This window comes from Citrobacter sp. Cm046, assembly GCF_030333065.1.
GTDB lineage: Bacteria > Pseudomonadota > Gammaproteobacteria > Enterobacterales > Enterobacteriaceae > Citrobacter > Citrobacter murliniae.
Map to the genome: position 1 here is coordinate 85021 of NZ_JAOWGP010000032.1, position 15609 is coordinate 100629.

At 51.1% G+C, this 15609-nt stretch carries 20 protein-coding genes; 3 read left to right on the forward strand and 17 right to left on the reverse strand.

Annotation, left to right across the window (positions count from 1 at the left end; all coding sequences use genetic code 11):
- Positions 1–29: 29 nt before the first annotated feature.
- The 3 genes from sbmC to OGX98_RS04190 all read left to right on the forward strand — a co-directional run bounded on the left by sbmC (position 30) and on the right by OGX98_RS04190 (position 2238).
- On the forward strand, positions 30–497 hold the full coding sequence (sbmC, locus tag OGX98_RS04180) for a DNA gyrase inhibitor SbmC (RefSeq protein ID WP_048221134.1): 468 nt from the start codon (positions 30–32) through the stop codon (positions 495–497).
- 108 nt (positions 498–605) lie between these two features.
- Positions 606–1664 (forward strand): FUSC family protein, encoded by a 1059-nt coding sequence (locus OGX98_RS04185; RefSeq protein ID WP_045444553.1) that lies wholly within the window; start codon positions 606–608, stop codon positions 1662–1664.
- A 238-nt stretch (positions 1665–1902) separates the two neighbouring features.
- Complete coding sequence (locus OGX98_RS04190; RefSeq protein ID WP_003834176.1) at positions 1903–2238, forward strand: DUF496 family protein; 336 nt, start codon at positions 1903–1905, stop codon at positions 2236–2238.
- Positions 2239–2319: 81 nt separating this feature from the next.
- Here OGX98_RS04190 and OGX98_RS04195 read toward each other — a convergent pair whose 3' ends face one another.
- The 17 genes from OGX98_RS04195 to pduE form a co-directional block, all read right to left on the reverse strand.
- Positions 2320–3186, reverse strand: coding sequence for a GHMP family kinase ATP-binding protein (locus OGX98_RS04195; RefSeq protein ID WP_200013255.1), 867 nt, complete (start codon positions 3184–3186; stop codon positions 2320–2322).
- Between the two features lie 92 nt (positions 3187–3278).
- Entirely contained in the window at positions 3279–4493 is a 1215-nt protein-coding gene (locus OGX98_RS04200; protein WP_045444545.1) for an acetate/propionate family kinase, read from the reverse strand.
- Entirely contained in the window at positions 4478–4930 is a 453-nt protein-coding gene (gene pduV / locus OGX98_RS04205; protein ID WP_045444543.1) for a propanediol utilization protein PduV, read from the reverse strand. Before pduV ends, OGX98_RS04200 begins: the two co-directional genes overlap by 16 nt.
- Before the next feature lie 4 nt (positions 4931–4934).
- Positions 4935–5285, reverse strand: coding sequence for a propanediol utilization microcompartment protein PduU (gene pduU, locus OGX98_RS04210; protein WP_032939586.1), 351 nt, complete (start codon positions 5283–5285; stop codon positions 4935–4937).
- Positions 5285–5839: a propanediol utilization microcompartment protein PduT gene (pduT, locus tag OGX98_RS04215; RefSeq protein ID WP_003030201.1), complete on the reverse strand. Its 555-nt coding sequence runs from the start codon at positions 5837–5839 to the stop codon at positions 5285–5287. The genes pduU and pduT overlap by 1 nt, the downstream gene beginning before the upstream one ends.
- 2 nt (positions 5840–5841) lie before the next feature.
- Positions 5842–7197 carry a cobalamin reductase PduS gene (gene pduS / locus OGX98_RS04220; protein ID WP_286594875.1) on the reverse strand — a complete coding sequence of 452 codons (1356 nt, stop codon included), beginning with the start codon at positions 7195–7197 and terminating at the stop codon, positions 5842–5844.
- The gene (locus tag OGX98_RS04225) at positions 7194–8306 is read right to left on the reverse strand and encodes a 1-propanol dehydrogenase PduQ (protein WP_045444536.1); all 1113 of its coding nucleotides are present in this window, start codon (positions 8304–8306) and stop codon (positions 7194–7196) included. Before OGX98_RS04225 ends, pduS begins: the two co-directional genes overlap by 4 nt.
- Positions 8307–8316: 10 nt before the next feature.
- Positions 8317–9702, reverse strand: coding sequence for a CoA-acylating propionaldehyde dehydrogenase PduP (gene pduP, locus OGX98_RS04230; RefSeq protein ID WP_200013253.1), 1386 nt, complete (start codon positions 9700–9702; stop codon positions 8317–8319).
- Positions 9699–10706 carry a two-domain cob(I)yrinic acid a,c-diamide adenosyltransferase PduO gene (gene pduO / locus OGX98_RS04235; RefSeq protein WP_045444522.1) on the reverse strand — a complete coding sequence of 336 codons (1008 nt, stop codon included), beginning with the start codon at positions 10704–10706 and terminating at the stop codon, positions 9699–9701. The genes pduP and pduO overlap by 4 nt, the downstream gene beginning before the upstream one ends.
- 8 nt (positions 10707–10714) lie before the next feature.
- Complete coding sequence (locus OGX98_RS04240) at positions 10715–10990, reverse strand: EutN/CcmL family microcompartment protein (protein ID WP_045444518.1); 276 nt, start codon at positions 10988–10990, stop codon at positions 10715–10717.
- Positions 10991–10993: 3 nt separating this feature from the next.
- Positions 10994–11485, reverse strand: a complete 492-nt coding sequence (gene pduM / locus OGX98_RS04245; protein WP_284096987.1) for a microcompartment protein PduM — start codon at positions 11483–11485, stop codon at positions 10994–10996.
- On the reverse strand, positions 11482–12114 hold the full coding sequence (locus tag OGX98_RS04250) for a phosphate propanoyltransferase (RefSeq protein WP_045444512.1): 633 nt from the start codon (positions 12112–12114) through the stop codon (positions 11482–11484). Before OGX98_RS04250 ends, pduM begins: the two co-directional genes overlap by 4 nt.
- Complete coding sequence (locus OGX98_RS04255; protein ID WP_045444509.1) at positions 12114–12578, reverse strand: BMC domain-containing protein; 465 nt, start codon at positions 12576–12578, stop codon at positions 12114–12116. The genes OGX98_RS04250 and OGX98_RS04255 overlap by 1 nt, the downstream gene beginning before the upstream one ends.
- A gap of 22 nt (positions 12579–12600) precedes the next feature.
- Positions 12601–12876, reverse strand: coding sequence for a propanediol utilization microcompartment protein PduJ (gene pduJ / locus OGX98_RS04260; RefSeq protein WP_001057752.1), 276 nt, complete (start codon positions 12874–12876; stop codon positions 12601–12603).
- Positions 12877–12895: 19 nt separating this feature from the next.
- On the reverse strand, positions 12896–13246 hold the full coding sequence (locus OGX98_RS04265; RefSeq protein WP_200013251.1) for a glycerol dehydratase reactivase beta/small subunit family protein: 351 nt from the start codon (positions 13244–13246) through the stop codon (positions 12896–12898).
- On the reverse strand, positions 13236–15068 hold the full coding sequence (locus OGX98_RS04270; RefSeq protein ID WP_045444501.1) for a diol dehydratase reactivase subunit alpha: 1833 nt from the start codon (positions 15066–15068) through the stop codon (positions 13236–13238). Before OGX98_RS04270 ends, OGX98_RS04265 begins: the two co-directional genes overlap by 11 nt.
- A gap of 15 nt (positions 15069–15083) precedes the next feature.
- A complete protein-coding gene (pduE, locus tag OGX98_RS04275) occupies positions 15084–15602 on the reverse strand; it encodes a propanediol dehydratase small subunit PduE (protein ID WP_045444498.1) in 519 nt (172 codons plus the stop codon).
- Between the last annotated feature and the right edge of the window lie 7 nt (positions 15603–15609).

Genomic DNA, 15609 nt, shown 5'->3' on the forward strand with positions numbered 1-15609 from the left:
TATAAATACAGTGTAATTATGGAGGCTATATGAAGTATGAGATCAGGCAGGTAGAAAAACGCAGGATTGCCGGCTTTCACATGGTGGGACCGTGGGAACAAACGGTAAAGCAGGGATTTGAGCAGTTAATGATGTGGGTCGATAGTAAGAATATCGCACCGCTGGAATGGATTGCCGTCTATTACGACAACCCGGACGTTGTTCCGGCAGATAAACTCCGCTGTGATACTGTAGTTTCCGTCCCTGATAGTTTCGTGATCCCACAAAACAGTGAAGGAGTGACTCTGACTGAACTGGCGGGTGGTGAATATGCAGTTGCCGTTGCACGCGTTGAGAATCATGATTTTGCGACACCGTGGTATCAGTTTTTTAATCTCCTGTTGCAGGACTCAACGTATCAGATATCGGCCAGACCTTGTTTTGAAATTTATATGAACAATGGTACGGAAGATGGTTACTGGGACATTGAAATGTATGTGCCAGTGCAGTCGAAGTAACTGTTTTTTTGTGTAAATCAGGATGAAAGTCCTGACCATTACAGTGATATTTTCACTGAAAAAGCAGGTACAATTCCGTTCTTTGCTATTCCCTGACGGAGTGCATGAGTGCGTGCAGATAAGTCGCTGAGTCCTTTTGAAATTCGTTTGTATCGTCATTATCGTGTTGTGCATGGTATTCGCATTGCGCTGGCGTTTCTTCTCACTTTTCTGCTGGTCCGGCTGCTGAACATCCCTGAAGGTACATGGCCTCTAATCACGCTGGTCGTGATCATGGGGCCTATTTCATTTTGGGGTAATGTGGTTCCCAGGGCTTTTGAGCGCATTGGTGGGACGATTCTGGGCTCTGTGCTGGGGCTGGTGGCTCTGCGGCTGGAACTCTTTTCACTACCGTTAATGTTGATATGGTGTGCGGTGGCGATGTTTCTCTGCGGCTGGTTGGCTCTAGGCAAAAAGCCCTATCAGGCTCTGCTGATTGGCATTACGCTTGCCGTTGTCGTGGGAGCTCCTGCTGGCGATATGAATACGGCACTCTGGCGTGGTGGTGACGTTATCCTGGGGTCGCTACTGGCGATGCTGTTTACCGGCATCTGGCCACAACGCGCTTTTATACACTGGCGTATTCAACTTGCGCATTGTGTTACAGGGTATAATCGTGTGTACCAGGCTGCTCTGTCGCCTAACCTGCTCGAACAACCCCGTCTGGAGAAACATTTACAGCAGTTGTTGAGTGACGTTGTCAAAATGCGCGGGCTCATCGTCCCTGCCAGCAAAGAAACGCATATCCAAAAGTCTATATTTGAGGCTATTCAAACTGTTAACCGTAATCTGGTTTGCATGCTCGAGTTGCAAATTAATGCGCTTTGGGCAACGCGTACCAGCCACTTTGTGATGCTGAATGCGCATACACTGCGTGAAACACAGCTCAGAACTCAACAGGCATTACTGACGATAACTCATGCTCTGTATGAAGGTAATCCGCAGCCAGTGCTTGCCAATACGGAAAAACTCAACGATACCGTAGCGGAGCTGCGTAAGCTCATTGATGAGCATAAAGGCGATAATGTCGCTGAGACTCCCATTCACGGCTATGTCTGGCTGAACATGGAAATGGCACGACAACTGGAGTTGCTCTCACATTTAATCTGTCGCGCTTTGCGCAAATAAAGAGCAGATGAGGGGATTGATTATCCTGCTGCTTCGATTCAGCAAGGATTAAGGGTATGATACTGAAAAAGGCTAAAACCATTGTTAACTGCAATGGCTTTACCCTCGATAATTCAGGTTTCAACCATGTATTGTCAATGCATATGCAACTTGAAGTATGGCGGGCATGAAAGTAATGTTGACCCACTTTAGCCGTTGTTTAAACGAATCCGAATCTCACATTATCAGGGGTGTAAAAATGGAAACTACCAAGCCTTCTTTCCAGGACGTGCTGGAATTTGTTCGTCTGTTCCGTCGTAAGAACAAACTGCAACGTGAAATCCAGGACGTTGAGAAAAAGATCCGTGACAACCAGAAACGCGTTCTGCTGCTGGACAACCTGAGTGACTACATCAAGCCGGGCATGAGCGTCGAAGCGATCCAGGGCATTATTGCCAGCATGAAAAGTGACTACGAAGATCGCGTGGATGATTACATCATCAAAAACGCTGAGATCTCAAAAGAGCGTCGCGATATCTCTAAAAAGCTGAAAGCCATGGGCGAAGTGAAAAACGGCGAAGCGAAAGCAGAGTAACGTTTTATACCCTGAACCTTCAGGTTTCAGGCAAAATTGAAGTATGACAGGTATATAATGATAAGGGCTGCGGTGCGGCCCTTATTGTAACTCGACCCCGCCAGTTACCATCCTTAGCAAATGCTGTTCCGGCCAGTGCCTTGTCAGCTTCTTCTGCCCCAGCATCCATTTGATATAATCAACATCGTGACGTTTTCTGTCCAGCATCAGGCCGACAACGCTGCCGCTGTGCGCGACATTCACTCCGTATAAATCACATTCTTCTACCAGCGCCAATAGTGAGTCGAAATCGGGTTTTGGCAACAACAACTGACTGGCGATTGCGCTTAGTGTTGCCGCTTCGCCCATCCTGTATGGGTTTTGATAAATACAGGCTTCCTGAACTTTTTCCCATGCTCGCTTAAGTGCAGGGGCGCCAGCCTGTAATCCTGACTGACGAGGAATACGATGATAGTCTGCTGTACGTAACGTTTCCGGGCTTTCGAGAACTAACAGGTCGAGTTGCGGCTGCGCTTCACAGGCAATTTGTGTGGAGGCGTCGTTATGATCGAAAAGGGTTAACTGGCGAAAAACGGTACTGTCAGTAGGCTCAAGTGAAACGCAAAGCTGTGCCAGTGTCGATTCATCTAACGGATGGCCCAGATGATGCGCCGTAGCAATTGCCGTGGCGGCAATATCCGCCGTGCTGCTGGCCATACCTTTGGCGATGGGGATTGTTGAATGGATGTCTATCCGGATATCCTGGCTGACATGTGCCGGGTATTGCCAGTGCTGCAACAACCGGTCAACCATCGCCCGAGAGAGGGGACGCTCATCTGTCAACGGTGAACCTGAACTGATCTCAACGGTGCTATACCATTCAACCGGGCAGGAGACCAATTTCTCACTGCCCAAAATCCAGCCCTGGATAAGTTCTCCGCATGATGCGGGACATTGCGCAACAGCCACGTCTTCACCTTTGTGATCAGCAATCCTCGGCGCATAGTGTCATGGCGATCGCGCTATTACCATGATTTGCCGCAATTTGCAGTGCGGCAATACTAGGCCGGGATGTCCAATGTCACAGTTTCTGCTATCGCTATTCGCATCACGTCCTGCGCTATCATTAGCTCTTCATTAGTGTTAATCACGGCCACTTTGACCATCGCGTTTTCTGTCTGAATGAAGGTCGCGTTACGCTGATTTTTTTCTTCATCAACGGCCAGACCTAAGAAATTCAGATTGCGACAAATGGCGGCCCTGGCACGTGCAGAGTTCTCGCCAATACCACCAGTAAATACCAGTGCATCCAGACCGCCCATTTGCATAATGTAGCTACCAATCGTGGCCCGAATACGTTCGGCAAACAGCGTTAGCGCAAGTGCTGCCTGATGGTTTCCATTATCAGCAGCATGTTCAACGTCACGGTAATCAGGTGAAATGCCAGAAATACCCAGCAAACCTGACTCATTATTGAGTAACTGATTGAGCTGCTGAGGTGTTTTGCCTTCACGCATCGCAATCCACGGCAGAATAGACGGATCGATATCACCACTACGAGTGCCCATCATCACGCCCGATTGTGGGGTAAAGCCCATTGATGTATTAACCGACAGCCCGCCCTTGATGGCGCAGATACTGCTCCCGTTACCCAGATGACAGCACACAACGCGCAGGGCGCTGAGAGGAACACCCAGTTTTTCAGCCAGTGCGGCGCTGACATATTTATGGCTGGTGCCATGAAAACCGTAGCGACGAATTCCCAGCTCAGAGTAATACCGCCAGGGCAGGGGATAAATAAAAGAAGGCTCATCGAGTGTCTGATGGAAAGCGGTGTCAAAAACGGCAACAGCAGGCGTTTTTGGCAGCAATTGGCGAAATACAGCAATGCCGAGCGCATTAACCGGGTTATGTAACGGTGCCAGTTCTGCAAGACGCTCGATTTCTGCCAGTGTTTCCTCGGTCACCAGGGCAGAATCTTTAAAAGATTCCCCGCCGTGCGCAACGCGATGTCCCGTACCGTCAATGTCATCCAGACTGTTGATAATTTTATGGCTGAGCAGTTTTTCCAGTAACAGGGTTACCGCATCCCGATGGTCGGCAACGGGCAAAATCTCCTGCCATTTTTCTACTGGTGTTTTGATGGTGACCTGTGCGTCAGTCATGCCGATACGCTCGATCAACCCCTGACACAGCATTTCACCCTGCGGCATGGCCAGTAACTGAAACTTCAGCGAAGAGCTGCCGGCGTTAATAGCCATTATCTTGTGAGACATGAAGGTTCCTTTGCATTCAGAAAAATGAACATCTCATCCACTCCGGTATTGTTCACTGCGCTGGTGATAAAGACTTTTTGCGCTCCAGCCTGCACCAACCAGTTTTCGACGAGGGAAATACGCTGCGGATTAGCTAAATCAGCTTTGGTCACCAGACCGATAACAGGTCTGTTCATCGGGCCAGTAAAACCAGGCGAAAAAGGTGACCAGGGTGCATCAGCATTAAGTACCAGAGCGATAATGTCGGCTTCACAGGAACTGGCCAGCAGTGCGCTATACAGGCACCGGTTCTCAATATATTCACCCGGTGTGTCTATTGCTGCAGGAGACCAGACAATGGCCTGAGTTTTCTGGTAATGAAGTGCTTCACCACGCATACATTGAGTAAGTGATGTCTTACCGCACTGGCTGGGTCCAATTAGCATTATGCGTTTCATGGTGTTAAGTCCGTGTAATGGGACACGCGGTAAAACGCATCATTTCGCCCAGCGTGCGGGTAACCTGTTTTAGCGCATATTCAACCGCTGAAACATCACCTGTCAGGACGACTGCGCCGGTAAAACGGTCAAGAAAACCTATCTCAACTGCACCGGATTTGGTGGCGATGTCACAGGCAATAATTGAGGCTTCACTTGGTGTAATGGTTAAAATCCCAATAGCTGAAACCGAGTCCTGTAATCCCAGCTTCTTGAATAAATCTTTACCCGGATTGGCGATGAGATGTGCCAGAGTGACCTGTTTTCCCGGTACGTATTCCTGGATCATGCGATCCGTCGTCGGTTGCCTCTCCATTATCCCTCCACCATTTGTCGCCACATGCTTTCATGCGGACGCGGGATGACAGAGCGATAGACCAGCAGTCCTTTTTCACCTGCGCTTTCGCTGGCTACCGTCACGGCGTTATTCACATCGGAAACATCACCCGCGACCACCATGTAGCATTTGCCTCCAATGCCAAATGCCATATGTACCCGTACCAGCGTGACATTTGAGGCTTTAACTGCGCGATCGGCGGCACAGATACACGCGGCTACGCTCCAGGTTTCTACAATCCCAACCGCCTGACGTTTATCAACGCTGTTAAGACCGCTGATTGCTGGCAGAACGCTGGCATGAATATTTGGCAATACCAGACTGTCAACGAGCATATCACCTGCAAGCGATGTGCCAGTGGCGATAGCCTGTTGCACAGCGCCAACATCGCCGCCGAGCATGAGTAAAAATTTGCCCGGACAGATGGTTTTGCTGACCAGTAAATTCACATTCGCGCTTTTGAGCATGGCATCGCCGGCTTCCATCCCTTTGGCAATGCTGGTGAGTTCTAAAATACCTATAGCCTGAGACATGGTTAACCTCTAATTACCGTGATGGATTGATCAGTTATCTCGCTGACAATACCGTCAATACTGGCGTGAACAGGGGCGCCTAATGCGTCTGCTGGCACATCGGCAACACACTGGCCACGAACAACTCGTTCCCCTTTTTGCACACAAGGGATGGCGCTGGCACCAATATGTTGGCGTAGCAGCAACGTCGTTGTATCTGTTGAATAATCTGTCGGTGCTATCGGTGCGTCGTGGTACCAGTCACTTAGACCCAGTTTGGTAATGAGTCGTGTAACCGGGATGAGGCGATACTTCGCCATTTCATCAGCAGGGTTGAGTGGCCCTTCATAACGATGGTTTAGCGCACGCAGCTCACGTTTAAGCATGCGATTAATACGCATCGGTGAGATGCCTACCGGACATGCAACGCTTTCACAGACGTTGCATTCTGAGCAGGTCAGGGCAGTGAGCAGCAATTGCGGTGTAGCGGCCTGCTGATAGTTAACCGCGCGGACCAGTAGATGAGGCGATAGTTCATGGCCGATCAAATGTCTTGGGCACAGATCCGTACACAAACGGCACTGTTCACAAACGGTTTTTGCCACCGAAAGTACGGTACGTTCATCCTGCATTCGCCGTTGAATAAGCGCATGGGATTTTGGCAGAACCAACAGGCCGCCTGTCGTTTTGCTCACCGGCGTATCCAGGGAGGTAATCAGGCTACCCATCATGGGGCCACCGTTGATGAATCCAGGGTCATCGACGGTGGATCCGCCAGCCAGGGCCAGTACTTCACGTAAAGACATTCCGATAGGGACCGTCATGGTTACGGGCCTGGCTACAGCACCGTTGACGGTCAGCGTACGACGCGTAACGGGATACTGTTGCTCGACGGCTCTGGCGATGTTAAGTACGGTCTGGACGTTATTGACGACTACACCGACGCTGACCGGCAATGCGGCAGGGGGGACTCGTCGTCCGGTTGCCATCCATATCGTCAGGACTTCGTCACCAGCCGGATAAACATCAGGCAACATGTGTAACCGGATATCAGCAGGCAGGAGAGGTGTTAAGGCTTTGATAGCTTTCTGATACTTTTCTTTAAGAGCAATTATGCCTGCACTGGCCCCTGTGGCTTTCATTGCATACTGCACGCCACGGACCAGTCGGGCCGCCTGCAGAGCCATTAATTGCTGATCAACTTTCAGCATTGGCTCGCACTCTGCTGCATTCACCAGAAACGTATCAACCTGAGCCTGGAGTTTGACGTGCGCAGGAAACCCTGCGCCTCCTGCTCCCACCACACCCGCAGCACGAACGCGATCGCGTATCGTTTGCACATCATAAAGAGTGGGTTCTGCCGTCATGGCTGTATTCATAATAATTCCTCAAGCAGTTCCTGGATGGCACTGGCGTTGGCTACGCGAGGATTAGTTTGCAGCGTGACATCAGCCAGCGCGGCCTGAACCATCAACGGTATTCGCTGTGACCAGGTTTGCTTTCCGTCTTTAAGCGCGTCAATAAAAGAGGGTAACGCACACTGTTTTTTGAGCAGCTCAATATGATGAATTAGCGCATTGAGTGCCGCTGTATCGTTAGCATTATCCGGGCACAGGTGACAGGCTTTCGCAAATCGGGCGTATCGCTTTGCTGCCCGTGGATCACGAGCGTTAAACTGAATGACCGGAGTCAGTATTAGCGCATTGGCAAGGCCGTGAGGCAGATGAAACTGACCGCCTAACTGATGGGCTATCGCATGATTAATCCCGAGTCCTGCCTGGCTAAAAGCCATTCCGGCAAGCGTCGAGGCGTTGTGCATTTTTCCTCGTGTTGCCAGACAATCGCCTTTACTGACCGCGACGGGCAGATACTGGAAGACGATTTGTGCCGCCTTTTCTGCGAGAGCATCGGTGAAGTCGCTGGCCTTCGTTGAAACATAAGCTTCCAGCGCGTGCGTCAGTACGTCCATCCCGGTATTTGCAGTGATGGCTGGCGGCACGCTGACGACCAGGGTCGGATCAAGTACCGCCATATCTGGATACAGAGCATTATTAAATAATGGATATTTAATACCTTTATCCGGATCGCTAATCACACAAGCGCTGGTCACTTCAGAACCTGTGCCGCTGGTGGTTGGAATAGCCACACAGGTTTCTATTTCGATGCCAAACTGTCGGCTGAACCAGACGATAGCTTTTGCAGCATCAAGCGCTGAGCCTCCACCAAAGCCGATAACAACATCCGGTTGCAGGGAGTGCATTTGCGCAATCCCCTGAACTACCGTACCGATGGTTGGATCGGGAGTGATGTCGCTGAAAACGCTGATGCGATTATCCGCTGGCAGGGCACTCCTCAGCTTGTCAATCAAAGGTGAGCGCGCCAGAAAACCGTCGCAGATAATCCAGATATGCTTATTTGTGAAGCGCTTGAGCACTTCCAGACTTCCCTGGCCGCTGTACAATCGGGTTTGTAGTGAAAAGCTATTCATTACGGCCTCGTTAGCGGATTGAAAAACCGTTTGTCAGCACACAACGACGAGAGCGTGCGAAAGTTCGCGCAGACGTTGTTCCTTCACCGGTCGGTGTGGCGATAGTGAAGGTCGTGAAGCCTTCACCACCCACGCCAATTCCGGCGTAAGAGGGGCCATTTTTCACAAAAATAGATGTCTGAAGCGTGCGGGCGGCAAGATTCAAACGTGAAACATTCTGTGAGTGCATAATGGCAGTGTGATGCAGTCCCTCTTCAACTTTCAGGGCTAACGTTAACGCACTGTCAAAATCATTTACCGTCACGATTGGCAGCATTGGCATCAATTGCTCGCTGGTGACCCACGGATCGTCAGCGCTGACGATACCAATCAACAGGCGGGGTGCTTTTGCCGGAACCGGTATACCCGCAGCTTCCAGTAATGTTGCGGGACTTTTCCCTACGAGTTTCTTATTGGCTATCCCTTCAGGCAGACAGGCGGCGCGTAATTTGTCGATCTCTTCGCAGTTCAGAAGCAACGCACCAAAAGACTGCATTTGCTGAACCAGCCGTTCGGCAACAGCATCAACAACAATCAGGCTTTTCTCTGCAATGCAGGGCAGGTTGTAATCAAAGGATGCGCCGTTGATGATATCTTCCGCTGCTTTCACCAGATCGGCGGTTTCATCAACGATACATGGAGGATTACCCGCACCTGCACCAATAACTTTTTTCCCACTTTTCATGCCCATAGCAACAATGCCAGGGCCACCGGTGATCGCCAGCACTGCGATTTTAGGATGGGCCATCATCTGCTGGGTAGCTTCAAAAGTAGGTTCTGTGACCGTGACGACAAGATTCCGAATCCCGCAACAGCGAAACGCAATATCCTCAATCATGGCAATCAGCTTAAGTGAGACCATTTTAGCGCCCGGGTGCGGACTGAAATAAACGCTGTTTCCTGCGGCCAGCATACTGATGCTGTTGTTAATAATGGTTTCCGTTGGGTTGGTGCTGGGGGCGACTGAGCCAATTACGCCAAACGGGGAATATTCAAATAACACCATGCCACCGTCACCGGTCAGGGCCGTTGTCGTTAGATCTTCGATGCCTGGGGTGTTGTCCAGCGCCGCCTTGTTTTTGAGGAATTTATCCTCTTTGTTGCCCATCCCCGTTTCTGCCGCGCTCTCTGCCGCCAGCGAACCAAGATGAGGTGTCAGTTCTTCCCGTAGTGCATTAATGATGGCGCTACGGGTTTTCAGTGGGCATTGCTGATAACGCAAAAAGGCCTGATGAGCAGCATCTATCGCTTCACCGACGGATGGGAAAATACCGTTTCCTTTTATTTCTGTTTTTGCCGGTGCGAGTTGCTCACTCAGAATGTTGCGGATAAGGATTTCAAGTTCTGACGTATTCATTGATGTGTTCTCACGTTAATCGCCGCAATGGCAGTTTCTGCAATGTCCATATCCTGCTCAACGCTTCCTCCGCTGATGCCAAGACCCCCAAGTAGTAAACCTTCACGCCATAGTGCGTAGCCGCCACCAAAAGTGACGACTTTTCCCTGCATATGGCTTTCCAGACCGTAAAGTGCGGCTCCCGGTTGTACCGCAGAACTCAGTTCATGAGTGGCGGTTTTCATCGCAACAGCGGTCCAGGCTTTTTTCGGTGCAAGTTCGCTACTCACGAGCAATGCATCGGGCATGCGCCAGGTCACCGTTTGTGTTCCGTTAGGATCAACTATGCTGATAACGACAGGGACTTTGAGTTCATCCGCCCGTGTTACCGCGGCTCGAGTCAGTTGATGAAGTTCCTGGAAAGATAAAGACATCGCAGACTCATTTGTGGTTATTGTTTGCGTTGTAGCCAGATAGCGTTCAGTCACTTTCCGAATGATGTCTGCCTGATGGGCGTCATGATCTTCGGCACGAGCGAGTGCATATAAGCAGTCGGACAGGCGATTGATATACCGCATCAGCACATGTCTGATAGAGACATCTGCTGAGAGTTCGACAAGCCGTCTTTCTGCGCGGCGGGCAAGCGTACGAGCAAGGTGCAGACGGCTCGCAGCTTCGCAGCGGCCCGGTAAAATAAAACTATGCAGGGGGGGGATTCGCCCCATAGCGGTATCGATAGCGGCTTCCAGGGCCGCAATTTCTTCCGAGCTGATGTAACGCTGTTCTGGCGTCGGCTGTTCGCTTTCGCTGGCAAGCTCCGCACTAAACCAAAAGAGCTGCACTTGAATTTGTTCAAGTAAGAGTCGGTGTTGTTGGCTTTTCACTGCGCAGACGCACAGACTCAGCGCAGCATTGAGTTCATCCAACGTACCGTATGCTTCAACGCGTGGATGCGTTTTACTGACGCGCTGCCCGGTAAAGAGTGCTGTGGTACCGGCATCGCCAGTTCGGGTATAAATCGCCATAGTTCCTCCTATCGAGAAAGCGTGTCGACAATGCCGACAATGGCCAGATCGATAGCTTCATTTGGGCCGGAAAAAACGTGTCTGGCACTGGAACCACTGCTGAGTAATACCAGTTCGCCGGTTCCTGCACCTACAGAATCAACCGCGACTTCATCCCCGCTCACAGGGGAGGCGGGAAGTTCCCCATCGGCGCATACCCGACGTACCAGCAAAAGTTTTTTTCCGACCAGTGATGGCGACTTTTGCGTGGAAACCACGACGCCTGTAACTCGTGCCAGATGCATGGTTCACTCCTGCTTAATTAATTGGACATTCCGCGTATTGACTGCTTCCTGAGCCAATGCGGTAACGACACATCGACGGCGTATTACCAGAAATCCATCCTTCAACCGGGCTACGTCGGCATAACTTAAAAGTGTTTCGGGATGCAGAATGATGTTTTGTCCGTGCTCATCGCTGAATTCCACCGGCAGTCGGGCGAGTTTCCTCACGGGGATCGCCGGTAACAGTCGATGTTGCAGTGATATCTTCACGCGGACTCCGCAGGCCAGTGCTTCGTGGATCGTTACTACTGACTCGCAGGACGCGTCGTGTTCAGCAATTTGTGCCAGCAAAGACAGATCTACCTGCAGGATGTGCAGCGTTGAGTACTGACAACATACCGTCCGGGTATCAACTTCCCGTAACTGCGCGACGCTCACGCAGAGTGTGCTTTCCGCGCGTTTTTTTAATCGGGAAACAACCTCCTCAATGATGCGTTGCAGCAGTTCGTTGTTCATCGTGAGGCCACCAGTGTGGCAAATGCCTGTGGATTATCAGCACCCGCGGCATTGGCTTCATCAGTATCGATATGCATCTCAAGACGCATGTCGGGTGAAACACGAACGGCGACGTTATCGAAAATAAGTCTGCGTTCGTCGCCATTGATGGCCACGGAGACTTTATCGCCATGTGAGACACGCAGGATCAGCGCATCAAGTGGTGACATATGAATATGGCGCTGGGCGACAATTACCCCGAATGCTAAGTCCAGTTCGGCAAAAGGGCTGACAAGACGAATGCCTGGCGTACCCTGGATATTGCCTGACATGCGTAGCGGCGCAGCTATACCCAGCGTGCGCGCGTCAGTGCGTGAAATTTCGACCTGGCTGGTGCTACGCAGTGGTCCAAGTAAACGCACATTTTTTAACTGACCTTTGGGTCCCACAAGCGTTACGGTCTGGTCTGCCGCGTATTGCCCTGGCTGTAACAACCCTTTTTTCTCGCTAATAGGCTGATTTGGGAACAGGCGGTCATAATCTGCAGCACAAAGATGGATATGGCGATTAGAGATCCCCAGCGGAATAGGGCGTTCGCGCATTTCATCCAGTACTTTGCTGACGGTTGTTTCCAGTAGCTGTTTATCCATTATTCTTCACCTCGTTTGCCGGAGTGCAGGCAAAGTGAGCGAGGCTCTCCCTTTTGACGCGAACAGGCAGGGTCAAGACACAGATTGCAGCTAATTAACTCTGCATTTTGGGGGGCTTCGGAGATTACGTTTTCCACAGTTACTTCTTCTTCCGCCACGGCTGGTGTTGGCTCGGGGGCTGGCTCAGGCTCTGTCATGACACTGTGGGAAAGGATGCCTTCCCCAGGTCTGGAAATGACTCTGTGAGCGACCAGGCCATCCCGAAGTTCTGCAAAGCTGGCACCGGTGGAAATGGCCGCCTGAACGGAGGCCACATCACCGATGATTTTGAGCATCATCCAGCCTGAGCCGTTGGTTTTTTCGAGACCCACCAGCGTGATGGATGCGGCTTTCGCCATGACGTCCGCGCAACTGATGGCTAACGCCAGACCACTAACTTCAAGTAATCCCAGTGATTGCTTCACGCTGTGCTCCTTTTGCTACGGCTTACGCGGACTTAGGTAAAATAGCTTCAACGTCGCTGTGTGGACGCGGGATAACGTGGCAGGATTTCACCTCGCCAACAGCACTGGCTGCAGCACTCCCTGCATCAACTGCAGCTTTAACCGCGCCAACATCGCCACGAACCATGACCGTAATCAGGCCAGAGCCGATTTTTTCATAGCCAACCAACTGCACGTTTGCGGATTTCACCATGGCATCAGCGGCTTCAATAGCGCCGACAAGCCCTTTTGTTTCAACCAGTCCCAGTGCGTTATTCATACTGCTTTTCTCCTGTGGGTTATGAGTGGCATTCCCTGAAAGGGATGCCTTTAACCAGCCGCGCAGCGTTGTTACCAATGCTCCGACGATCGTGGCTATTTTGTTGATACATCAGCGTAAAAAGTGGTGCTGATGTAGGTAGGTTTTTGTAGTGCACAACCAGTTTTTCCTGATCGCACCCAATGCCGACGAGCAACGGCGATTGGCACGCAGCTAGCCATGCGTTGTGGATAATGTCGGTAGAATGGGTTTCCCGTATAACAAAGGGGATCCCTTCCTCTTCAATACCCAGCAATACGTCATTCCAGCGTGAGGTGCAGTCCCCTACGGTGCAGATCACGATAGCTGGTGTGGTGAGATTACTTTCCATGAGCGAACGCCTTGTACCAGGAGAGGATCAACCCTGTCGCGACCGCATTGCGGGGACCTTCAGTACCCCGGATGTTGCCTCGACCCGCTACCAGTCGATAGTGCGCCAACGCATCCGTAACCAGTTGTGGTACTTCAAAATCCAGAGAGGATCCTCCGACCAGAACCACAAAGGGGATGTCGCGAATGTTGCCGGTTGGGCTGACCTGACGTAACGCTCTCAGCGCATTAGTGACAAAGACTCGCTCCTTCGCGCTGCGGCGAATGGCTCTGACTTTTTCCAGTGCCAGATCCCCTGGTAATGGCACCAGTTCATCAGGTTTCACCACACAAACGCGTGCAAATACTGTTGGTGGCAAGGGGGTAGGGAAAAACTGAACACTGCCATCTTCGTGGCGAAGGTGGAATAAGCTCTCAACTTTTGCCAGCGGGTATTTTTTGATCTCTTCTGCGAGATATCGATCATCCAACCCCAGTTCGCGGGCAATAATCATCGTGACCATATCGCCTGCCCCCGCCAGATGTGTGGCAATAATTTCGCCTTTGGGATTAATAATGGAGGCGTCTGTAGAACCCGCGCCGAGATCCAGAATGGCCAACGGACGGGTGGTGCCTGGCGTAGTGAGAGCACCTAAAATAGCTGCTTCGGCTTCAGCACCGCCAACCTGGACGTCAATATTGAGCTTTTGTGTGATCTCCTGGGCAATCATCGCCATTTGCAGGCGATCTGATTTCACCATTGAGGCAATTCCAACTGCCTGCTCCAGCGAAAACTCTCCGGCCAGTCCGCCCGTCACGCTGACGGGAACTGAGGTATCAACAGCCAACAAATCCTGAATGAAGATTTCATGGCTAGGTTTGTTGGTTAATTCAGCCATGGTCTGGCGTACGTGCTCCAGCATGCCGCCAATATTGGTTCCAGCTTCACCGGTAACGTTATCAAGCTTTGGACATTCACCAACTGCTTTCATAATCGCTTCGGCACCAGCGGCGACGTCGACGCGAACGGTACGTCCCTGTGACTGGAGTTCAATATTCCCGGCCGGAATTGCACGTGCTTTCACATCACCTGAAGGTGTTTTCACCACAACAGCAGAGCGGTTGCCAATCAGCGCGCGTGCCATGGGGACAATATTTTTGGTCTCGTTCGCGTCGAGGTTAAAAACTGTCGCAATGCCGTATGGGTTGGAAAGTGTCTCAATAACCTTGCCTGGAACGGCGACCTCAATGGCGGCCAGCATCCCTAATGGGATACGGTCGATATAGAGCACTTCATCAACAATAGGTAACGGTTTGTTCAGGCGATTACTGACCAGAACGCCATCGTCCTGCTGCAAAATAACGCCCGATAATTGATATCCTGCGCCAACAGAGGCATTAATCATGGTGGCGACATCGGCGAAATCGAATGCTGATGACACCACCAGGATGTAAGGAATATCAGCCGAACGGGTTAACAGCTCTTCCGGTGTAATCGTGACGCCAACACCTAACCCCACGCCGCCAGGCGTTTTGGGGTTGTGGCCGATCATGGTCGATTCGGTGATGATGGTTTCGGTGATCGTTTCCATCGCCACATCACCTATGACTGGAGTGGCTTCGTTAATACGGATGAGCGAAATATCGCTGACATTGATGCCTGCATTTTTTGCCGCAAGCGTAAGCGCCTCCTGAATACCAAACACATTACGCAATGTGCCCTTAATTCCGGTAGTTTCTGCCAGTGCGCTGCCGGTAATGCTCAGCGTGCCAGCCTCATCCAGAGTGGCGAGAGCGACTTCTGTTGATGAGTTGCCTATATCAATGCCAGCTATATATCGCATCGTATTTTCCTGATATTAATCGTCGCCTTTGAGTTTTTTACGCTCAACATACAGTGCTGCCGCTTCACGAACGAAAGCTGCACAGATCTTTGCCTGATAACGGTTTTCGAGATCGTCTGCGATGGCCATTAGCTCGTCTTTCGTTGAGCGGTATGGACGTAGCGCGTTGTAAATTTCAAGGATGCGGTCGTCAGGTACAGCGGTTAGTTCTGCAGCTCGCTCAAAGTTCATCGCCAACCGGTCACGTCCGGCATCTTTGGCAATATCAGCCTGAATGCGCAGCGTTTCAGGTGTGATACGCATATCCTGTGCCGTGACTTTGTTGCTCAACACATTTTCGAGCGTAAAGTCATCCAGGGTTTTGTTTGTGGCGGTTTTTACCCACTCCGGATGTTTATTCGCGAGAGGGTAATCCGTGACTTTTGCGGTATGAGTTGATGAACTGGCCGTGGCAGGAGTGGTCGTCTCTCCCTGCAGGCTGTTCATTCGGCTCAACACATCCCGAACCATCGATTCAATTGCGTCGGTATTCATGGAGTTA